The sequence below is a fragment of the Bartonella gliris genome (assembly GCF_045277155.1).
Taxonomy (GTDB): domain Bacteria; phylum Pseudomonadota; class Alphaproteobacteria; order Rhizobiales; family Rhizobiaceae; genus Bartonella; species Bartonella gliris.
Genome location: NZ_CP123962.1, coordinates 1048624 through 1071083 on the forward strand (window position 1 = coordinate 1048624; position 22460 = coordinate 1071083).

Sequence of the window (22460 nt, forward strand, 5' to 3'; positions counted from 1 at the left end):
AGGTAGAATGCCATCTCTTGCTTAAGAGAATATAAACCCAACATCAATGTCCTAGAGTTTTAGCTTTAAGTGCTAAAAAAATGGAAAAGCTCTCCCTCCCATCTTAAGGATAAACTTAATTAAAGTCATGAAAATTGAAACAAGAAAAGAGAGTTGAAAATAATTCTATCAAATAAAACCCATACGCATTGAGTTTACAAAATTACCCCCAATGCTAAAGCTCTGCAATAAACGATATTCCTTTTAAAAGCTCACCCCTCCTTTGCTTTACCAAAAGCACAATATTCTTCTCGACAATCGGGCTTCTCATGAATAGCGATTTGTCGTAGATTTTACTTCCGTTCTTTACTATTTATCACTCTTAAACCCTCTATTTTGCGATAAAGCGTAGAGCGCCCTATACGAAGACGGCGAGCAATTTCACTCATATGTCCCTTATAATGTTTAACCGCTTTCTCAATGATATCACGTTCCATCTCAGAAAAAGTACGAACATGGCCATCAGCATCCAAAAATTTTACCACTTCTTGTTCATGATCTTCTTGCATATTACTCTCAATAATATTTGGAACACTCATCAATGAATTTCCCATTAATTGTGGGAAGTCCCGAACAGTTAACAATGGCCCTTCGCTAAGCAAAACAGCACGAAATAAAAAATTCTCAAGTTCACTCCGATTACCAGGCCAATCATACTGCATAAGCAATGAAAGAGCTGATCCTGCTAAACCATGTACATGCGATCGCCCTGTTTCCGTAATAATGCGGTCAATCAAACGTTGTGTAAGATCTGGAAAATCATCCCTCAATTCCCGTAATGCAGGAACGCTTATAGATAATTGAGAAAACTGTTCAAACAAACTACGCAAAAAAAAGTCTTCTTTAACCAGATCCGTCAACCGCGACGTTGAAATAGCAATGATCCGAAAAGGAAAAACGTGATCTTTTGTAACCTTTTCCCTTTCTTTAAGATAATGGGCAAAACGCTTTTGTTGTATGGGCTCGAGTCGATCAACATCACAAAGGCAAAGTGTCCCCTTTTCAAGAGAAGCAACGAGTGGTAAAAATTCGTTAAACCACTGGCGGTTTTCTTCTTCTGGATCAACGATAGCTGTACATTGAAAGCGAATAAAAGCTCCCTCCGATAACAAGCCCTCATGATGAATAATGCGTGCTAATGTTTCACGACCAGTTCCAACTTCACCTTCTATTAAAAGATTTTGTAAAGAAGCAGCTGCTCTCTTTGATTGCTCTAAAACTATCTGCATCGCCTTACTTTTTATGCAAAGGTCAGAAAATCGCAAATGATTCTCATTTTTCCGCCGAATATAACGAACTTCACGCTCCAATGCAGAAATGAGAGCAAGAGTATCTAGAGTCACTCTCAACCGCAGTAACGTAACTGGATGAATCCAATAATCAATAGCTCCAGCTGTTAAAGCTTTCTGGAGTAACTCTTGATTCTCTTGTTGTGCTATCACAACAATAGGAACAGAAACACCAGCAACTCTAATCATTTTAATCAAATCACTCACACTCAAATCGCTCATGACAACATCAAGGAGAGCAAACACAATATTTTTACGTCTGTGTAAAAGATCAATCGCACGGAGGCCATTTTCTGCTTCAATGACACGGTAACCAAAACCTCGGAGCATAGCAGAAAGCTCTATACGCCTCCCATAATCTTCACTCGCAACAAGAATGGGACCAACCATAATTTTAATAATCCCCTTTGAGACTACTAAGCAGCTTAATGTAAAAATTATTGTAAAGCATAAGAAATATTTCACCTCTTGTGTTTCACGTACCAAATTCATCAAGCTGTTAATTAAATACAACATTAAGGCATTTTTTTCCATTTTTTTGCTTTTTCATTGATTTTCATCAAATTTTTCATATTGACTAATGGAATAATTTAATAATGTTATAGAAGCTAAAAGAGCAGAGTAACACAAATAGAGTGAAAAAAATGAAGCACACTTGCCGTATTTTATGTCTTACAATGATAACTTTGGTATTAGGTGCCTGTGGCATTTCGGAATATTATGGACAAAATATGCCAAGTGGAATTGATGGTAAATGGATTGATGAAAATGGTATTATTTCTTCTTTCCACAATGGTGTTTTTGAAACGCGAGCAGCAGATACAGAAGAAAAACTATCAGAAGGCACATATAATTATGTCAGTGCTCAACATATAGAAATTGAAATACGTTCCATTCTCCGTGGAACAATATCTAAAGTCAGTTGCATGATATCGCATAACGCAACACAACTTCTCTGTACATCACAGACAGGATCACAATTTTTTCTTAAACGGAGATTTTAAATAGAATAAAAGCTGTTTTTTTATAGAGATATGGAGGTCATATACATAACAGCAGATGATAAAATTTCTTCTCCCGATATGAAGATCCCCAAAATATGTGAAACACTGATATCATCATCTGTCAGGAAAGTTTGCAATATACTATGGAATACATAAAATAATTATCTTTTCAACAGACACTTCAATAAAATTGCTTCACAAAACAACTTTACCTTTGCCATTATTGAATCCGTATAGCACTAAAATAAATTTTATCTGATATGGATATTCATAAACTTAAGCAGCACCAATGCGCAAAAGATCATGAAAATGAACAATCCCCACTGGTTTCTTATCTTCAACCACGAAAAAAGCACCAATATGGTGATCATTAATAAAAGCTGTTGCCGCCCCAACCAGTGTATTTGGCTCCAAAATTTTCGGATTCTTCGTCATCACCTCATCAACATTAAATTTTGATAAATTAAAGTGAATGTTTCGTGCAAGATCACCATCGGTCACAATCCCGATTAATTCACCTTCTTGATTCACAACGCCAACACAACCAAAATGTTTTTCAACCAAAACCTTCATAGCTTCAGTCATGGTTGTACCTTGCACAACTAAAGGAATACTATCGCCCCCATGCATAATATCGCTTACGTATTTAAGATTTGCACCAAGAGAACCGCCAGGATGATAAATCTTAAAATCCGTTGCTGTAAAACCACGCATTTCTAAAAGCGCAACAGCTAATGCATCTCCCATTGCCAATTGCATCACTGTTGAAGTTGTAGGAGCAAGCCCATGGGGACAAGCCTCTTCTATCTTCGGCAACAAGAGTACAATATCAGCTTGTCGCCCTAATGTAGAGTGCTCACCGGATGTCATTGCAATAAGTGGCGTACGAAAACGCGCTGCATGGTTTATAATACCACTTAATTCCAAGGTTTCGCCTGACCATGACAAGGCAAGAATAACATTATCAGACCCAATCATACCAAGATCACCATGATTGGCTTCTGCGGCATGTACAAAAAAAGCAGGTGTCCCCGTTGAAGCTAAGGTTGCCGCAATTTTTGTACCTATATGACCACTTTTACCAAGACCAGTAATCACCACATGACCATTGGCACTTCTAATGGTTTGAACAGCAGCTTCAAAAGAGGAAGAAAGCCGTCCAAGAAGAGCAGTTTCAAGGGCTTCAAGCCCCTGTTTTTCACTCGCAAGCGTTTTAAGCGCCGATGTAACGGAGCCCTGCGAACCCAATATAAGAGAAGACTGTATTGTCATGATCAAATTCGATAAACAAAATTAAATGAGAAATTTATATCATTTTTCAACTTTAATGGTTTCTAGTAAATTTTTCAATGAAGCAGAAACTTGGCTATGCATATCAGCGCGTGCCAAAGAAAATGCAACGTTGGCTTCAATAAAACCAACTTTAGAACCACAATCAAAAGTAAGTCCCTCTAACTGATAACCAAAAAAATCTTGCTCTTTTGAAAGCCGCACCATCGCATCTGTTAACTGAATTTCATTTCCTGCTCCCCGTTCTTGATTGGCAAGGATTTTAAAAACTTCTGGTTGCAAAATATAACGCCCGTTGATGTACAAATTTGACGGCGCTGTCCCTTTCGCTGGTTTTTCTACCATTTTTGTGATTTTAAAACCATTTGCAATCTGTTTACCTTTACCAACGATACCGTATTTATGTGCTTCTTCAAGATCGCACTCCTGAACAGCGATGATATTCCCTCCTCCTGTTTTTTCATAAAGATTGATCATTTCAGAAAGACACCCCTTTTTAGCTTGAATCAGCATATCCGGTAACAATAAAGCAAAAGGCTCCTCTCCCACTAATTCACGCGCACACCAAAGAGCATGCCCTAGCCCCAAAGGTTGCTGTTGCCTTGTGAAAGAAGTCATCCCTGGTGAAGGTTGTAAATCTTGTAAATGCTCAAGCTCTTCTCTTCTGCCACGTTCAGCAAGCGTTGTATATAATTCAACTTGGGCATCAAAATAATCTTCAATTACTGCCTTATTTCGTCCAGTGACAAAAATAAAATGCTCAATACCAGCTTCACGTGCCTCATCTACAACATATTGAATAACAGGCTTATCAACAATTGTCAGCATTTCTTTAGGAATTGTTTTTGTTGCAGGAAGAAAACGCGTACCAAGACCTGCTACGGGAAATACTGCTTTACGGATTTTATGCACTCTCACTATCCTTATTAACTCTATAGATTTCTGATTTTATTTATCATATGTCTTAATTAAAGTATGAAAAAAGATGTCTCACTCTTTTGACTATCGTTATAATGCATAGCAAAAAGGTGAAAGAGTAGGGAATTTATTGAAGAGTACTTTGTCAACGCAAATAATCCATTTCAGTTTTCTGATTAACTTGACAATATATTCAATGAAACCAAATACAAAAATGAAATCATTCTACCATAAAAATATTTAACATTAGCGGGAATTTTAAAATGCAAAAAACAGAATTTAAAGTACTCTCCTCTTTGGAGAAATACATAAATCGAAGAACTTATATCATTGGTTCAGCGTTTATTCTTTTTACCTTTTCAATGTTTTTTGCTTCACTTTCACACGCTGATAATGGCTTTAAACACTGGATTACAGAATTTAAAAAAACAGCTTTAGCCAACAATATTTTACCCTCTACATTCGAAATCGCTTTTAAAGGCGTCAATGCAATTGACCCAGAAGTTTTAAAAAGAGCGACATATCAACCAGAATTTGTTGATCCTTCATGGAACTATTTTGATAAACGGGTTAACGATATCGCAATTATGGAAGGACGGCGTCAAGCCCAAAAATGGGTAAAGTGGATTCCAAAAATTGAAAAGCGTTTTGGTGTTAACCGCAATATCCTTCTCGCTATTTGGTCAATGGAAAGTAACTATGGAAAAGTTTTAGAAAATAAAGCTGTGATGCGTGATGCCATCCGTTCATTAGCAACCCTAGCCTATGCAGACCCAAAGCGTAAAAAATATGCACGCGCGCAACTTATTGCTGCGATGCAAATTTTACAAAGTGGTAAAATTAATCGCTCTCAGCTTATTGGATCTTGGGCAGGAGCTCTGGGACACACGCAATTTATTCCAACCAGTTACCTTGCCTATGCTGTTGACATGGACGGCGATGGATACAGCAATATTTGGACATCAATTCCAGATGCTCTTGCTACTGCCGCTAATTTACTCCATATGAATGGTTGGCGATCTGATCTTCCTTGGGGAGTTGAGGTCAAATTACCACACGGAAAAACATTTCCTGAAGATTGGCTTTCCTTTAAGCAATGGAAAAAGCTGGGAGCTCGGCATGCGCATGGAAAGCCTTTTCCTTCTCCATCTGAACTCGCAATATTGAAATATCCTGATGGCCCTAAAGGACCTGCATTTTTAGTAACAAAAAACTTCTTTGTTATTAAACGCTATAATAATTCAGATCGTTATGCTTTAGCTGTTGCCCTATTAGCTGATCGCATTGCTGGACATCCTGGATTAGTCCAAGATTGGGAACGACCATTTAAGCCTATTGCTTTTAAAGAGCGTATAGAATTACAATCTCGATTAACTGCTCTCGGTTATTATGACGGAGAAATTGATGGAAAAATTGGTCCAGCTTCTAAGCAAGCAATTAAAGCTTTTCAGCTACACCATGGTTTAGAAGTAAATGGCTACCCAAACTATGAAGTTCTTTTTCTTCTTAGAAAACAATAATCTGGAGTAAGCTGCTTGTCCTATTTCCGCCCAATATTTTTAATTTTCCTGCTTTTCTCTCTCTTTTCCGTGAGTGTCCTACACCCTCCCCCAAGTAAAGCAGCAAACTTTTTTAAGTGGTTGCTCCAAAACAAGGAACAAGAGCAACTACAACAACAACCGCAAATTACGGAAAAAAAAATATATAAACCACAAAAGAAAATTGTAAGACAAAAATCCACACAAACATTGAAAGACATAAATGCAAAGCGAATTCTCGTCATAGGTGATTTTGTCGCTTCTGCTGCTGCCAATGAACTTACAAAACTTTTTACTGATGATAACAATATTATCATCATAAACAATGCCGTACCATCTTCTGGCTTAGTTCGAACTGATCACACTTCTTGGAAAAGGAGTATTCCTGAACTCATCGATAAAAATAAACCTGATACCATTGTTATGATAATAGGCGCAAATGATAACCAACCAATCGCAGACTCTCATGGCGTATTCAGTCCTCTCCAACCAGAATGGATAAATATCTATAAGCAAAGAATTATCGAAATTACTGAAAGCCTGCATAACTCTGGAAAACCATGGATATGGATGGGACAACCAGCCTTTGAAAGTAATAATTTAACACAAAAAATAAAAACCTTTAATGCGCTTTATAAAAATGCAACAGAAGCCGCAGGAGGATACTTTATCAATATTTGGGACGGTTTTATTGACGCACAAGGTCAATTTTCTTTTTCAGGCTATGATATCAATGGAAAGATAACCAAACTTCGCACCGACGATGGCATTAATTTTACTTTTGAAGGAAAGCAAAAACTTGTTTCTTATTTAAAAAAACCATTGGAAACTATTTTAAATCTTCATGTCTTTTCGCATGAAGATACCCCCCTTACCAACGCAACTCCTCTGCAACCTGTACAAGGCTTACATAATATTGAACGCCAACCACCAATAAGCCTCGATGATATGGCGCAACAAAATACCCACTTACTCAACAAAATCGATCAGGGCCTTATAAAAAAATCATGGTCACCGCCAAATGGCCATCAGAAAGAGAGAGCTGATAATTTTTCTTTTCCATGATATCTTTTTAAAACACAGAATCTCATTTTCTTCACAAAGCAAAAGCCCAATAAAATAAAAGCCCTATTTCCATATGATCATAATAGGAGTTCGTCTACACCTCACCAGCAGAAAGACAAAAGGAATATAATGGTATGGCCGAAACCATACCATTATAATTTACAGTCCACGTTTTTTAATCATTGCTTCTGGTGAGGGTAGCTGTCCCCGAAAAGCTTTATAAAGCTCCTCTGGATCACGGCTTCCCCCAGCAGAATAAATAAAGCGTTTTAACCTATCAGCAAGCTCTGAATTAAAAACATCTCCCGTCTCTTCAAAAGCCTGAAAAGAATCGGCATCAAGCACTTCCGACCACATATAAGAATAGTAACCAGCGGCGTAACCATCACCTGAAAATATATGCGTAAAATGTGGAGGACGGTGACGCATAATAATTGTATTAGGCATTTGCAGCTTTTCTAATTCCTGACGCTCAAACATTGTTGGATCAGTTATCTTTTTTCCTTGATGAAAAGCCATATCTACGAGAGCTGATGAGGTAAATTCAACGGCAGAAAAGCCAGCATTAAATGTCTGTGCTGACAAAATCTTATCCATTAACGCTTGCGGCATAGGATGTCCTGTTTTTGCATGCGTAGCATAAGACTTTAAAACCTCTGGTACGGTTAACCAATGTTCGTAAAGTTGAGAAGGAAGTTCAACAAAATCGCGTGAAACAGATGTTCCTGCTACAGATGGCCATGTTACAGCAGAAAGCAAACCATGCAATGCATGCCCAAATTCGTGGAAAAGCGTACGTGCATCATCCAATGATAAAAGAGCAATTTCCCCTTTAGGTGGCTTAGCGAAATTACAAACATTATAGATAATAGGCTTTTGTCCGCCATTCAAGTTATGCTGTGATTGCAGTCTGCTCATCCATGCTCCAGACCGTTTTGAAGAACGCGCAAAATAATCACCAATAAAATGCCCAAGGAGGCTTCCATCAGATTTTTTTACTTCCCACAAACGTGCATCAGGATGCCAAAGCGCAATAGCGTGTTTTTCTTCAAATGAAATCCCAAAGAGTTTTTCTGCTACCGCAAAAGCGGCTTCAATTATGCGATCAAGCTGAAAATAATGTTTAACTTCAGCTTCATCGAAAAAAAACTTTTCGGCGCGTAATTTTTCAGCATAATAACGCCAATCCCAAGCTGCTAAGGGTTCATTACTTCCCTGATTTTTTGCAAAATCTTGTAATTCAGTTTGTTCATTAATCGCTTTAGCTCTTGCTCGTTCCCATACCGGCATAAGCAAATTCATAACTGAATCAGTATTCTTCGCCATGGTATTATCAAGCTTTAAATCTGCAAAAGATTTATACCCTAGCAATTTAGCCTGTTCATCTCGAAGAGCAAGAATCTCCACAATAATCGCTCGATTATCATTCGCGTTGTTATTTTCACCACGTTTAGACCAAGCTTGGAATGCTACTTCCCGCAAATCGCGGCGATGAGAAAATTTTAAAAAGGGTTCAATAATTGAGCGTGCCAACGTTAATGCATAAGCTTCCTCATTGCCCCTTTCACGCGCTATTTCCTTCATTGAAGCAATGAGATCATCCGGCAAACCAGACAAATCTGTCTGATTAAAGAATAAAATCCACTCAGCTTCATCTTTTAAGACATGCTGACCAAAAGTAGCACTTAAAAAAGCAAGCTTTTCATTAATTTCAACGAGCCGTTTCTTACCCTTTTCATCAAGTTTTGCGCCATTACAAACGAACTTTTTCCACCACAATTCAAGCACACGTGTTGTTTCACTATCATAAATGCCCTGCTGCGACTGTTTATAAAGCACATCTATTTTCGCAAATATCCGTGCATCCATCATAATTTTCGAAGTATAACGAGAAAGTTTTACAACAAATTCTTGTTCTAACTGCTGAATCAAAACATTACTATGCGCACCTGAACGTAAGAAAAATATTGAACATACACGATCAAGCGCTTTGCCAGAAAGCTCAAAAGGTTGCAAAAAATTCTCAACTGTTGGTGGTTCTTGCACAGTTGCAATCGTCTCTACTTCCTCTTCTGCTTCTTTAAGCGCCTGTTCAAAAGCCGGTTTGAAATCTTCATCACTTATTAAAGAAAAATCAGGAAGCCCTGAAAATCCCTTCCAGTCCAGCACTGCTGCTTTTGTCATAATATTCTCTATCTCCATTATAAATTTAAGATGTAACAATTGTCTTTACGACACATATTGATAATACTATAAAATTATTTAGTATGCTTCAAAAGTGCCTTTCAGAGCTCTATTTTAGTAGAAGAAATAAAGGATGTTTTTTGTCATAAGGAGATAAACTGAAATAAAATCCCTACGTACCTGATTCATGAAATTGTTTATAACCTGCGACCTAACCTTGACTTTAGTTCAAATATTAACAATTGGAAGTGCAATTGGGAGGGGCTTTTTCTTAAATCTTCCATCACTTTTAGTCTATCCTATCCATATATCTGAATTCATAATTCACCAATCCTTCGGAAGGTATTTTATCATGACTGAAATCAAAACGACCTTCGACTTCAAAAATTCTTCTCCTGAAGCTCTCGCCGAAGAATTAAAAAATTATCATTTTGCTGATTCGATTGATATTATCAATGATCTCGATATCATGGAACGCGTAGCTATTCTTAGCCTTCTACCTCTTGAATATGTTATTGAACTCTTTGACAAACCAGAACTTGAACAACCAGCAGCTATTCTTGAACTTCTCCCTGTGAACCGCTCTGTGGAAATTCTTGACGGTATGTCCGCAGATGCCGCTGCAGATGTCTTTCAAGAAATGGATAAAGAAACCCGCACGCGGCTTTATGCCTTGCTCAAACCCTTAACGCGCGCCGAACTCAAAAAACTCACCAGTTACCCTGATCATACAGCCGGTGCGCTGATGACAACAGAGTTTATAGCAGTGCCAGCAAACTGGAGCGTAAAAAAAACTCTAGATCACATTCGCGATGTCGAACGTACACGTGAAACAGTTTACACAAGCTATGTCATTGATCCTAAAACGGGAACCCTCCTCAAGGCTATTTCGCTGCGTAATTTGATTCTTGCTTCACCTGATGAACAAATTCTAAACGTTGTTACACATGATACCCCAATTACAATATCCCCCTTCACACATCATGAAGACATCGCTCGTCTTTTTCAGCGCCATGATCTTCTCTCTGTACCGGTTATTGATGAAGGAAACCATGTCATTGGTATTGTAACAGTCGACGACGTTCTTGATACAATGGTTGATGAAATGAGTGAAGATGCCTATAAATTCGGAGGTATGGAAGCTCTCAATAAACCCTATATGCAGATCAACTTTCTTGGAATGATGAAAAAACGCGGAGGCTGGCTTGCTTTACTCTTCATCGGTGAAATGCTGACAGCCAGCGCTATGCAATACTTCGAAGCAGAACTTGAAAAAGCTATTATCCTTACACTGTTCATTCCCCTCATTATGAGTTCAGGAGGAAACTCTGGTTCACAGGCTACATCCCTTATTATTCGTGCATTAGCTTTACGTGAACTCACGCTTAAAGACTGGTGGAAAGTCATCATTCGTGAAATTCCAACAGGATTGTCTCTTGGTCTTTTACTCGGAATCATTGGAGTTATGCGTATTGTTTTCTGGCAACAACTGGGTATCTATGACTATGGCAAACATTGGGTTGCTATTTCCATAACAGTAGGCACAGCTTTGGTCGGAATCGTTACATTCGGTTCCTTATCTGGCTCCATGCTTCCTTTTATTCTGAAACGTTTGGGTTTTGATCCAGCAAGTGCTTCAGCCCCCCTTGTCGCAACTTTGGTCGACGTCATGGGTATTGTAATCTATTTTTCTGTTGCTGCCTTCATTTTATCTGGAACTTTACTCTGAACACAGGCAGCAAAAAATGCCTCTCACGCAACTTAAAATCTCTTCATATTAGAAACTTTTGAGCAACACCTTGATTTTTTAAGAATATAAAACAGCATTACGCATTTTAAATTAGATCCATGAATACTGTCATATTTTGCTCTTTCAAATACTCTTATCATTTTCTACTTTTAGGGTGTCTCTTAAATGATAGAGTTATAATAGAAATTTTTTCCTTAAATCTTCTGGACCTCATTAAAAAATTTTCTCTCATTTGCAAGAAGGTCTTTCTCTTTCACCATTTCTTTAATTCTGTAGCATTTTCATAAATGTTTTTTACTGGTGACAATGAAATAACTTGATCTACTTCTTCAACACTTCATTTTGTTTTGAGATGGAATCTAAACATTTCAAAAATTCCTCTACCAACTGTCACAGAATGTATTTCCATAATCTTTATATAAAAATAACACATTTACAAAACCTGTTATTTTGTCACCAATTCTTTTATCTTCATAAAATAATTTACATTCTGCAATTTGATAGCCAATAACCTTTATCCTTAAACCCGCTTTATTCAGTGCTTTATATTAATAGTGAAATATGAATAAGCAAAAACTGTTTAATGAAAATTTAAGAGAGGAATTGATATATGCAGTCTTTTCTTAAATCGGTTTTATTAATAGGTTAATCTTCGTATGACATACAATAAATGATTTTTTGATTCAAAATTAAGAAAATATCACTGTAATTAGCACTCTAACTGAATAGAGAAAATGATGATTATATCATAATAAATCAATCACTTGCTAGAAAAGAACCGCATTGGGTCTTTAATGTTAATTTACAAGCAACAGCTAGAGCACGCGCTTCATCGTAAAATTGTATTATGTTTTTCTTAGTATATACCTTATGTGAAATGCTCACAAACTCAAAAGTTTTTGGAAAAACCTCCCGAAGATCATAGAGCATCAAAAACCTTTCAAACACTTTTCCATAAAAATATTTCCTCCCCTTCCAAAATTATAAAAAAACATGTAAAACGTTTTGTAATAGTAAGGTAAGGGACGCAAAAGCTTTACCTCAAATGAAATTTCATTAAACGAAAAGAAGAAAATTGATGCAATTGCGTAACATTGCCATTATCGCCCACGTTGACCATGGGAAAACAACGCTCGTAGACGGACTGCTCAAGCAATCAGGAAATTTCCGTGATAATCAGCGCACCAGCGAGCGTATGATGGATTCAAACGATATTGAAAAAGAACGCGGAATTACAATTCTAGCAAAGGTAACATCTGTTGTTTGGAAAAATACCAGAATTAATATTGTTGACACTCCTGGCCACGCTGATTTTGGTGGTGAAGTTGAACGTATTCTCAACATGGTAGATGGAGCAATTGTACTTGTTGATGCTGCTGAAGGTCCTATGCCGCAAACCAAATTTGTTGTTGGCAAAGCATTGAAAGTAGGATTGCGCCCTATTGTTGCTATTAATAAAATTGACCGCCCTGATGCACGCGCTGACGAAGTTATTAATGAGGTTTTTGACCTTTTTGCAGCTCTTGATGCAACCGATGAACAGCTTGATTTTCCTATTCTCTATGGGTCAGGCCGTGATGGATGGATGGCTGAAGCCCCCGAGGGACCGAAAGATCAAGGATTGAGTCCTTTGTTTGATCTTGTAACGCGCCATGTCCCTTCTCCGAGTGTAGCAGAAGGACCATTCCGTATGATCGGAACTATTCTTGAAGCAGATCCTTTTCTGGGACGAATTATTACAGGCCGTATTCATTCGGGCTCTATTAAACCCAATCAAAATGTCAAGGTCCTTGGACAAGACGGAAAACTTTTAGAAACTGGGCGTATTTCAAAAATTTTGGCATTTCGTGGATTGGAGCGGCAACCCATTGAAGAAAGTGTTGCTGGTGATATTGTAGCAATTGCGGGTCTACAAAAAGGCACAGTTGCTGATACTTTCTGTGATCCTGCGGTCAATGAACCTCTCATTGCTCAACCAATTGATCCTCCCACTGTTACTATGAGCTTTCTCGTCAATGATAGCCCCCTTGCTGGAACTGAAGGCGATAAAGTAACAAGCCGTGTCATCCGTGATCGTTTGTTAAAAGAAGCTGAAGGCAATGTAGCCCTAAAAATTGAAGAATCAGCCGATAAAGATTCTTTCTATGTTTCAGGACGAGGGGAATTACAACTTGCAGTCCTCATTGAAAATATGCGTCGTGAAGGGTTTGAACTTAGTGTTTCACGTCCACGTGTCGTTATGCAAAAAGATGAGAACGGAACAACTCTAGAACCAATCGAGGAAGTTGTCATTGACGTTGATGAGGAATATTCAGGAACTGTTGTTCAAAAAATGTCCGAACGTAAAGCCGAAATGGTTGAATTGCGTCCCTCTGGCGGCAATCGTGTACGTCTTGTCTTTTATGCACCAACGCGAGGTCTTATCGGCTACCAATCTGAGCTTTTAACTGACACACGTGGTACAGCAATTATGAATCGTCTCTTCCATGCCTATGAGCCTTATAAAGGAGACATTGGTGGACGTACCAACGGTGTTATGATTTCAAATGATAATGGTGAATCTGTTGCTTATGCTCTTTTTAATCTTGAAGATCGTGGACCTATGATAATCGATGCTGGTGTTAAAGTTTATCAGGGAATGATTATTGGTATACACTCACGTGATAACGATTTAGAAGTAAATGTTTTAAAAGGAAAAAAGCTAACCAATATGCGCGCTTCCGGAAAAGATGAAGCCGTAAAATTAACACCTCCACTTAAAATGACGTTAGAACGTGCTCTATCGTGGATACAGGATGATGAACTTGTAGAAGTAACCCCTAAAAATATTCGTCTACGCAAACTCTATCTAGATCCTAATGAACGTAAACGTTTTGAAAAAACACGCTTATCAATTTCAACCTAATTTTATGACTCTCTCAGTCAAATATTTTCTTGTATCGCGTTTCATTATACTCCAGAAAGGATATTTACATGAATATTAAGGAAATACCCGTTGGCAAGAATCCGCCAGAAGATATCAATGTTATCGTTGAAGTCTCTGTTGGTGGGCAGCCAATAAAATATGAAATGGACAAAAAATCTGGAGCGTTATTTGTTGATCGCATCCTGCAGACATCAATGGTCTATCCTGGTAACTATGGCTTCGTTCCACATACACTTTCCGAAGATGGTGATCCAATTGATGTACTCATCTGTAACACTCGTCCACTTATTCCTGGTTGTGTTATCAATGTTCGCCCAATTGGCGTCCTCATGATGGAAGATGATGGAGGTAAAGATGAAAAAATTATTGCTATCCCTACTCCAAAAATAACACAACGCTATATTAACATTCATGATTATACAAATCTTCCCGAAATTACTCTAAAACAAATTGAGCATTTCTTCAGACATTACAAAGATCTTGAGCCTGGCAAATGGGTTAAAATTGAGGGGTGGCGTGATAAAGATTGTGCACGCGAATTAATTAAGAAAGCTATTGAGCGCAATAAAGAAATATAACTACTCTAAAGAATAAAGCCTGTTTTTTGAACAGGCTTTTTACTCATTTTTATGGAGAGGTATATCTGTTAAAGACTGTAATATCTTCTTTAGCTCTTCTAAATATCCTGAAAAATAAAGCTGTTTGTAGCGTGATGTTGCACCACTCTTAAGAGAAATACAAGAAGATGGAATTTTCCATTGCTTGGCCAGAAATTTAATGAGTGCTTTATTTGCTTTTCCGTCTTCAGGAACAGCGCGGAGGCGTATGACCAACTGCTGCTTTCCATCATCCCTGCATTCAACCCCCATTATTCTGTCAACTGAAGCCTTGGGAATTAAGTATACAAACAGAATCAAGCCATTCTTATCAACTAGATAAAACATCTTTGTTCACCTAATGTAGTCCTTTTATAGGTAAATGCCTGCATAAGCGTGCCACATAAAGGTGCGAATAAAATAAATAATTATGAACACTACAATGGGTGAAATATCAACCGCTCCAAGGTTTGGCAGAACCCGCCGGATACGGCCCAAAATTGGCTCCGTAACGCGATATAGAAAGTTGCCTATCAGAAAAACAAAGCGATTGCGTGTATTAACAATATTGAACGCACAAAGCCAAGAGAAAATAACATTTGTGATTAAAATATCAATATAAATTTTGAAAATAAGATCAATCACCTGAAGCAATGCATAAATCACTCTTTATCCCTCTTTTAATCAACAGAACAAAAGATCACATATAAAGCATTTATTAAAATAAACCTATTTATCAAACAATGGTGTTTTATACCCCATACGTTAATGCCTTTTTTCTATTAACAAGAAATGCGAACTCATTCTTCATCTCTGTATCATAATGATGATAAAACCTAAGAAACAAATTGCGGAATAAAAAATAGCTGATCAAAATACAAATAACAGCAAACGCTCTAAGAATCTTCAAAAAACTTTGAACATCTCTTATAGAATAGCTTTGCCATTTTAGCTATAAGCTTGCTGCAAAAAACACTTAAACTAAAAACGGCCTTTTAAGGCCGTCTTTGTTTTATTTTTAGATTATTTCTGCAAAGCAGTCAAACGGTTCAGCGCATTGCTAAAACCATTCAGCTGAACGAACAAATCATTCAAAGCTGGTTCACCTGGAGCAGCAATGGTCATAGCTAACTTCAAATGCTTTCCAGAACGTAAAGCTGTTACATAATTTTTATCAAAAACTATTGGAACAATGCAACCTGCTGGTACACAAGTCCGAATACCGGTTTCGATAACAGCTTTCCCCTCATCTACTTGTAAACGAACAGGCTTGGAAACCAAAATGCCAAAAGGAACCGTCAAATTACCAGATACAACACCATCAGCATTAAGAATAATGTTCATAGCCAAAACGACACGATTCTGGTCATTTACTTCCTGACGGTGCATAAAACAAATTTTTTTCCCTTCCTGTATACCACAGTTAATACTCCACAAACCATAGGTCTCGCTTAAAGAAGAAGCACCATTTGGCAATGTAGCTGCTGGAGTTTTCGTTGCAGCAGACTTTGAATCTGATGCAAATGCCACAGAAGAAATACTCAAAAGAGTAAAAACTATAAATAAATTAAATAATTTTTTCATTTTATATTCCAGTTCTTTACATAAAAGAAAATTACGTTTATTCTTTTTGAAGATTTATGCATAATAATATAAAGTATCTTTACACATAATATAAAGCTCTCTTATAAAAAAAGCTTTCTATAATTATATAACTTTTATAATCCTATAAGGCTACCTCGAAATTCGTTAACAACTTTCATATAAACATGCTTTTTAAAAGAAATAACGATCGAAGGGAGAATTTCCAAATCAGCCCATTTCCACTGATCAAATTCTGCTTTATTACCCTCTGGTGGTGGATTGACCATAATTTCAGAACGCTCTCCTGTAAACTGAAAAGCAAACCACTTTTGCATTTGTCCACGGTATTTATTGTTTAATACACCTCCAATAAGTTCTTGTGGAAAATCATAATGGAACCAATCCTGTGCTTCCTTGATCAGCTTTATAGAACGAATACCCGTTTCTTCGTAAAGTTCACGACGCGCTGCATCTAATGGCTCTTCACCCTCATCAATTCCTCCTTGAGGGAGTTGCCAACGATTAGATATTTCCGTCTCTATATGAGCGCACGTCATTAAACGGCGCCCAACCCAAACTTTACCCTCATGATTAAAGACAAGAATTCCAACACATTTCCGATAAGGAAGAGTTTTCAAATTAACGACTTTATCCATTCAATCATCCCCCCAAAAACATAAACTGTACGCACTCCTTCTCACTTTAAAACATCCTTATTGGGATCTGGTGGAAATGCTGCATGTGCCATCTCACCCCGTAACAGCTTATAAGCCTCATTCAATTGGGTATCTTCCTTAGGATCTTGCGGAACGAAAGCAGCTGAACCAGATCCTTTATTACTTTCTCGTTTCCCTTTGATATGCCCCTTTAACTCAGATTCACCAAGTTTTACATCATAACCTTTATATTTTTCAGGGAGGGGTTGCTCTACAATAATATCAGGTGTGATCCCAGTTCCCTGAATTGAAGTTCCAGCTGGCGTGTAATAAAGTGCTGTTGTTAAACGTAAAGCACCATTTTCACCCAAGGGAATAATCGTTTGAACAGATCCCTTGCCAAAAGATTGGGTACCCAAAATTGTAGCACGACGATGATCTTGTAATGCACCTGCGACAATTTCAGAAGCGCTTGCTGAACCACCATTAATGAGCACAATAAGGGGCTTTCCATTGATGATATCCCCTGGCTTAGCATCAAATCTTGTGACATCATCCTTTTTGCGCCCACGGGTCGATACAATTTCACCTGTATTGAGGAAGGCATCCGAAACACTCACAGCCTGATCTAAGAGACCACCTGGATTAAGTCGCAAATCAAGAACATAACCCTTCAACTTATCTTGAGGAATTTTAGACTGAATATCTTTAATTGCAGTCTGAAGATTGCCAAAAGTCTGCTCCGAAAACTGGATAAGCCTTAGATATCCAATATCATTTTCAACGCGATATTTCACGGCCTTCACCTTAATGATATCACGAACAACCTTAATTTCAAGCGGTTTATCGACACCAGAACGAATAATTGTCAACGTAATCGGTGTTCCAGGAGCGCCTCGCATCTTATTAACAGCTTCATTCAATGTTTGGCCATTCGTCTGTACACCATCAATTTTTGAAATGAGATCCCCTGCCAAAATACCCGCTTTTGAGGCAGGTGTATCATCCATCGGGGAAACAACTTTAATTAAGTTTTTCTCCATGGTCACCTCAATACCAAGTCCTCCAAATTCTCCTTTCGTAGAATCACGCATCTCCTTAGCTTCTTGAGCATTCATATAAGATGAATGGGGATCAAGCGATGTGAGCATACCATTGATAGCATTTTCAATAAGCTTTTTATCATCTGGAACCGTCACATATTGCATACGTACGCGCTCAAAAATATCGCCAAATATGGCCAGCTGCTTATAAGTATCACCTTCATTATTCGCAGCAACAGACTGCACCATGATCATTGAACTGGCGCCGAGCAATACCCCAGCGACCAAAAGAATAACTTTACGAATCATTTTGGTTCCTTTTCGTTTTTTCAGTCCGCCACCAAGGAGTTGGATTCACAGGTTTACCCTGCTTTCTAAACTCAATGTAAAGTATTGGAGCAGTTTTTCCTATATCCAATGCGACACTGTTTGCAATAAATTGCATCCCCATAGTACCAAGAGGCTCACCTGAAAGAACAAATTGCCCCTGCGTTACGTTGATTTTCGACATTCCGATAAGGACAATATGATAACCATTTCCAACATTGAGAATCATTAACTGTCCGTAAGAACGAAATGGACCAGCAAAAGCAACAAGAGCATCAGCAGGTGCTATAATAACAGCTTCTGATTCTGTTTCAATCATTTCACCAAAGCGTGTAATCTGCGAACTATGATTAATGCGTTGAATTTTTTTTCCCAAAACAGGGAAAAGTAAAGAGCCTTTTCGGCTTTCGAAATTGCTCTGCTCTAACAATTGTAAATTTTTTCGTACCTGTACTGACACATCAGAACTCAGTTTTGACTGACGATCAAGCTCTAAAATCAATTCTTCTAAAGACTGCGCTTTTTTAACAAGAGCAATGTTTTTTTGTTGTTGCTCTATAAGTTCTTCTTCAGATTTTTTTTGTAGCTTGGCTTTTTTGTCTAATAAAAGCTCTAGATGCTTTCGCTGCTCTGCTTGATTTTGCATTTTAGTTTTTAAAGCCGTATATTCCATAGTAATTGCATTGCTCAAATTGGTCAACTCCTTAAGGCTCTCTGTTAAAGCCTGTGTTTTCTCTTGCATTTGAGGTACGATAGCCCCTAATAAAACAGAACTCCGCACAGAAGCTAATACATCCTCAGGACGCACCAGAAGAGCAGGAGGAGGATTCAATCCCATACGTTCTAAGATGGCAAGAACTTCTGCAAATTCAGCACGACGATTTTTTAAGCTTTGATGAACTTGTGCCCGCTTCACTATCATTTTTTTAAGCTTTTCTTCCCTTTCGGCAATATCATTTGCTACTGTACGTTCTATTTTAGCAGCTTTTATTAATTCGTCGCTTAAAGCGCGTTGATCTTTTTTTAAACGCTCAACTTGATGAGCAAGGAAAGCAACACGCTCACGCGAGAGAGAAATACTTTGGCGAATTTCTTCCAACGCTTTATGTGCTGTTGCACCACTCACTGTATCTTCGGCATGCGATACAGACAAGAAAAAAACCATACTCAATAACAGCACGACAAATATCACGCATTCCTCATATAAACATTGCATCTTTTTATGAAGAAGCTTCTTCATTTGTCTAACCATTAAGCCTCATAGTATACAGTAGAGATGCTTTAAATGGTGTCAGCTAAAACAATATTAATAAATACATAAATAAGTGCTAAAAATTGCACAAAAATGTTAAAAACGATGATAAGGATGATTGCTTGCAATTGTTACAGCACGATAAAGCTGTTCTGTAAGAAGTATACGCGCAATTTGATGCGGCCACGTCATAAGACCAAAAGACAAAAGAAAATCAGCGCGATTTCTTATCTGTTCATTATGTCCATCAGGCCCTCCCAAAGCAATGATTACATCACGAACACCTTCATCTCGATAAAATCCCAACTTTTCAGCAAAAGCAGATGATGAAATCGACTTTCCACGTTCATCTAAAACAATTAATTGACACTTTTCAGGCAAAAATCCAATAAGTCTTCTCCCCTCTTCTTCCATGCGCTGACACGCTGTCTGAGCACGACTTTCTGATATCTCTTGGAGTGTTTTAAAATGAAACCCTACTGCTCCAGAACTTTTAGAAAAACGGTCCAAATAATGGTGCACCAATTCGTGCTCCGCTCCCTTTTTCATGCGACCAACAGCAAAAATAGAAATTTGCATATCAATGATCTCCAAAGAGAACCGATTTTGTATTGTTTAATTCAGGAGCGAGCCACATCTTTTCTAAATTATAAAACAGACGAACTTCTGGACGAAAAAGATGAACGATAATATCGCCTGTATCAATCAATATCCAATCACCTCCCGCAAGCCCTTCTACGCTCGCTCGACCATATCCATTGTCTTTCCAAGTACATAACAAATGGTCAGCAACAGAAGATACATGACGCTGTGAATTTGCGGAAGCTATGACCATGTAATCAGCTAAGGACGACCTCCCTTGGATATCAATGGAGATGATATCTTCTGCTTTTGTATCCTCTAAACTCTTGAGAATAACTTTGAGACCAGCAGCTACAGAAAAGATTTTTTTTCCTGTCGCAGGCACAATATTGTAAGAGTATTTTTGTGAAATGTTTTCCAGATTAATATCCTTTCTTATCATTTAGACATAGAGAAAAAAGAAGAACTTTTCCAAAAAGAGAAGCAGAATCTTATAAAATGTTCAAGAAAAATAATTCTCCTTTAAACGAAGATTCGTTGAAGACTGAAAAGACAAAGGACCATGCAAATAAGTCCACGCAGGTGGTTTCATAAAAGGCAACCGTATACTTTCTCTCTCATCTAAACGAAAAGAACGGTAAATGTGTGCCATAGGAGAAGAGAGTGCTGACATATGTGCAAAAGGACGATTGATAACCGCAATAGGAAGCATAGATACGATATCACGCCACCGAAACCAATGATGAAACGTTGCCAAACTGTCTGCACCCATAACCCAAACAAAATGTACCCCATGGTAATGCGCAAGAATATGGGAAACCGTATCTACTGACACTGTACTGCCTATCGCCTGCTCAAAACCCGTTACGCGAATCTTTGCATGATCAACGAGCCCAACACTTAATCGCATTCTCTCTTCTAAAGATGGTAAATGTGTACAATCTTTTAAGGGATTGCCTGGAGTTACCATCCACCATAATTGATCAAGACGCAAACGTCGAATTGCAATTTTTGCAACAAGAAGATGCCCTGCGTGTGGTGGATTAAAGGACCCGCCAAAAAGACCAACAACATTGGACCTTTCCACATGTGGCATACGATCCTTCCATGGGAAAAAGGGCTGTTTCAAGGTCTAACCTGTCCATTTCCTTTAATATGATACTGAAATGATGTCAGCTGTTCAACGCCTATGGGACCACGCGCATGCATTTTTCCTGTCGCGATACCAATTTCCATTCCAAAACCAAATTCACCTCCATCAGCAAATTGCGTAGATGCATTATGCAGTAAAATGGCTGAATCCAAATGATTAAAAAATTTCTCCACCACTTCCATATCCTCAGCAATAATCGATTCAGTATGTCCTGATGAATAACGTTTGATATGGGCAATGGCTCCCTCAACACCCTCAACCGTTTTAACAGAAAGAATTGCATCAAGATATTCCTGCGACCAATCTTCTTCACATGCTAATTTAGCCTCTGGCATTAACGAAACGATGTCTTCTGTGGCGCGAATTTCACATCCCTTCTCTTGTAAAGAAACAAGAACGGAAAAAAACTTGTTTAATGCTTGCCTGTCAATTAAAACTGTCTCAACAGCTCCACATATGCCCGTACGCCTCAATTTTGCATTCAACACAATATCACGCGCCATACTTAAATCTGCTGATTTATCAATATAAATATGACAAAGTCCCTCTAAATGTGCAAAAATTGGAACACGTGCATCAGACTGAACACGTGCAACAAGATTCTTTCCCCCACGAGGCACAATCACATCAATTGCTCCATCTAATCCCTTGAGCATTTCTCCAACAGCATCGCGATCTTTCGTTCCAACCATTTGAATGGTATCTTTAGGTAAACCAGCTTCTACCAATGCTTTCACCAATACCGAATGAAGTGCATGAGCAGAATGAAAACTATCCGAACCACCCCGTAAAATTGCAGCATTTCCAGCTTTTAAGCATAAAACACTTGCATCAATGGTAACATTTGGTCGACTCTCATAAATAATACCAATTACACCAAGAGGTGTGCGAATACGGCTGATATGAAGCCCATTTGGACGTGTCCATTCACTCATCACTTGTCCAACAGGATCAGGCAAACACGTAACTTGGCGGACACTCTCTATAATTGAACGCAAACGCCCTTCATCTAACTTCAATCGATCAATCATCGCTGCCTTTAAATTATTCTGAGCAGCAGTCGCTAAATCTTGACGATTAGCCTTTAAAATTTCATCTGACTGAGCCTCTAAACCCAAAGCTATCATTTCCAAGGCTTGGTTTTTTTGTTCAGAAGACATAACTGCCAACGCCGCGGCGGCATGACGTGCTTTTTTCCCCATCTCCTTCATTTGTTCTTCTAAAGTCATAGTATTATCCACTCTGCGAAAACAATAAACAAGGT

General features: G+C 38.1%; 20 protein-coding genes. 6 read left to right on the top strand and 14 right to left on the bottom strand.

Annotated elements, in window-relative coordinates:
- Nucleotides 1–332: 332 nt before the first annotated feature.
- Complete coding sequence (locus QHG54_RS04720; protein WP_317992742.1) at nt 333–1718, bottom strand: sigma 54-interacting transcriptional regulator; 1386 nt, start codon at nt 1716–1718, stop codon at nt 333–335.
- A 254-nt stretch (nt 1719–1972) separates the two neighbouring features.
- Here QHG54_RS04720 and QHG54_RS04725 point away from each other — a divergent pair, with 254 nt between their 5' ends.
- Nucleotides 1973–2332 carry a hypothetical protein gene (locus QHG54_RS04725; protein ID WP_317992741.1) on the top strand — a complete coding sequence of 120 codons (360 nt, stop codon included), beginning with the start codon at nt 1973–1975 and terminating at the stop codon, nt 2330–2332.
- A 276-nt stretch (nt 2333–2608) separates the two neighbouring features.
- On the opposite strand, the gene QHG54_RS04730 is transcribed toward QHG54_RS04725, so the two are convergent.
- Together QHG54_RS04730 and galU are read right to left on the bottom strand one after the other, a co-directional pair.
- Entirely contained in the window at nt 2609–3604 is a 996-nt protein-coding gene (locus QHG54_RS04730; protein ID WP_317992740.1) for a KpsF/GutQ family sugar-phosphate isomerase, read from the bottom strand.
- 39 nt (nt 3605–3643) lie between these two features.
- A complete protein-coding gene (gene galU, locus QHG54_RS04735) occupies nt 3644–4534 on the bottom strand; it encodes a UTP--glucose-1-phosphate uridylyltransferase GalU (RefSeq protein WP_317992739.1) in 891 nt (296 codons plus the stop codon).
- 269 nt (nt 4535–4803) lie between these two features.
- Between galU and QHG54_RS04740 the strand changes: the two genes are divergently transcribed.
- Both QHG54_RS04740 and QHG54_RS04745 read left to right on the top strand, forming a co-directional pair.
- Complete coding sequence (locus tag QHG54_RS04740) at nt 4804–6060, top strand: lytic murein transglycosylase (protein ID WP_406603939.1); 1257 nt, start codon at nt 4804–4806, stop codon at nt 6058–6060.
- A gap of 15 nt (nt 6061–6075) precedes the next feature.
- The gene (locus QHG54_RS04745; RefSeq protein WP_317992737.1) at nt 6076–7143 is read left to right on the top strand and encodes an SGNH family hydrolase; all 1068 of its coding nucleotides are present in this window, start codon (nt 6076–6078) and stop codon (nt 7141–7143) included.
- A gap of 159 nt (nt 7144–7302) precedes the next feature.
- On the opposite strand, the gene QHG54_RS04750 is transcribed toward QHG54_RS04745, so the two are convergent.
- Nucleotides 7303–9327 (bottom strand): M3 family metallopeptidase, encoded by a 2025-nt coding sequence (locus tag QHG54_RS04750; RefSeq protein WP_406603940.1) that lies wholly within the window; start codon nt 9325–9327, stop codon nt 7303–7305.
- Between the two features lie 352 nt (nt 9328–9679).
- Here QHG54_RS04750 and mgtE point away from each other — a divergent pair, with 352 nt between their 5' ends.
- The 3 genes from mgtE to ppa all read left to right on the top strand — a co-directional run bounded on the left by mgtE (nt 9680) and on the right by ppa (nt 14581).
- Nucleotides 9680–11056, top strand: coding sequence for a magnesium transporter (mgtE, locus tag QHG54_RS04755; protein ID WP_406603941.1), 1377 nt, complete (start codon nt 9680–9682; stop codon nt 11054–11056).
- A 1099-nt stretch (nt 11057–12155) separates the two neighbouring features.
- A complete protein-coding gene (gene typA / locus QHG54_RS04760) occupies nt 12156–13982 on the top strand; it encodes a translational GTPase TypA (protein WP_317992734.1) in 1827 nt (608 codons plus the stop codon).
- Nucleotides 13983–14050: 68 nt separating this feature from the next.
- A complete protein-coding gene (gene ppa / locus QHG54_RS04765; protein ID WP_317992733.1) occupies nt 14051–14581 on the top strand; it encodes an inorganic diphosphatase in 531 nt (176 codons plus the stop codon).
- Between the two features lie 39 nt (nt 14582–14620).
- On the opposite strand, the gene QHG54_RS04770 is transcribed toward ppa, so the two are convergent.
- The 10 genes from QHG54_RS04770 to QHG54_RS04815 all read right to left on the bottom strand — a co-directional run bounded on the left by QHG54_RS04770 (nt 14621) and on the right by QHG54_RS04815 (nt 22425).
- Nucleotides 14621–14947, bottom strand: a complete 327-nt coding sequence (locus tag QHG54_RS04770) for a DUF167 domain-containing protein (RefSeq protein WP_317992732.1) — start codon at nt 14945–14947, stop codon at nt 14621–14623.
- A 24-nt stretch (nt 14948–14971) separates the two neighbouring features.
- Nucleotides 14972–15265 (bottom strand): YggT family protein, encoded by a 294-nt coding sequence (locus QHG54_RS04775; RefSeq protein WP_317992731.1) that lies wholly within the window; start codon nt 15263–15265, stop codon nt 14972–14974.
- A 357-nt stretch (nt 15266–15622) separates the two neighbouring features.
- Nucleotides 15623–16183 (bottom strand): invasion associated locus B family protein, encoded by a 561-nt coding sequence (locus tag QHG54_RS04780; protein ID WP_317992730.1) that lies wholly within the window; start codon nt 16181–16183, stop codon nt 15623–15625.
- A 134-nt stretch (nt 16184–16317) separates the two neighbouring features.
- A complete protein-coding gene (locus QHG54_RS04785; RefSeq protein WP_317992729.1) occupies nt 16318–16839 on the bottom strand; it encodes an RNA pyrophosphohydrolase in 522 nt (173 codons plus the stop codon).
- A gap of 41 nt (nt 16840–16880) precedes the next feature.
- Nucleotides 16881–18191, bottom strand: coding sequence for a S41 family peptidase (locus tag QHG54_RS04790; RefSeq protein WP_317992728.1), 1311 nt, complete (start codon nt 18189–18191; stop codon nt 16881–16883).
- Nucleotides 18181–19461, bottom strand: a complete 1281-nt coding sequence (locus tag QHG54_RS04795; protein ID WP_317992727.1) for a peptidoglycan DD-metalloendopeptidase family protein — start codon at nt 19459–19461, stop codon at nt 18181–18183. Before QHG54_RS04795 ends, QHG54_RS04790 begins: the two co-directional genes overlap by 11 nt.
- A 96-nt stretch (nt 19462–19557) precedes the next feature.
- Complete coding sequence (rlmH, locus tag QHG54_RS04800) at nt 19558–20040, bottom strand: 23S rRNA (pseudouridine(1915)-N(3))-methyltransferase RlmH (protein ID WP_317992726.1); 483 nt, start codon at nt 20038–20040, stop codon at nt 19558–19560.
- A gap of 1 nt (nt 20041) precedes the next feature.
- Entirely contained in the window at nt 20042–20485 is a 444-nt protein-coding gene (rsfS, locus tag QHG54_RS04805) for a ribosome silencing factor (protein ID WP_317992725.1), read from the bottom strand.
- Nucleotides 20486–20545: 60 nt separating this feature from the next.
- A complete protein-coding gene (locus tag QHG54_RS04810; RefSeq protein WP_317992724.1) occupies nt 20546–21139 on the bottom strand; it encodes a nicotinate-nucleotide adenylyltransferase in 594 nt (197 codons plus the stop codon).
- A 29-nt stretch (nt 21140–21168) separates the two neighbouring features.
- Entirely contained in the window at nt 21169–22425 is a 1257-nt protein-coding gene (locus tag QHG54_RS04815; RefSeq protein WP_406603942.1) for a glutamate-5-semialdehyde dehydrogenase, read from the bottom strand.
- Nucleotides 22426–22460 lie beyond the last annotated feature (35 nt).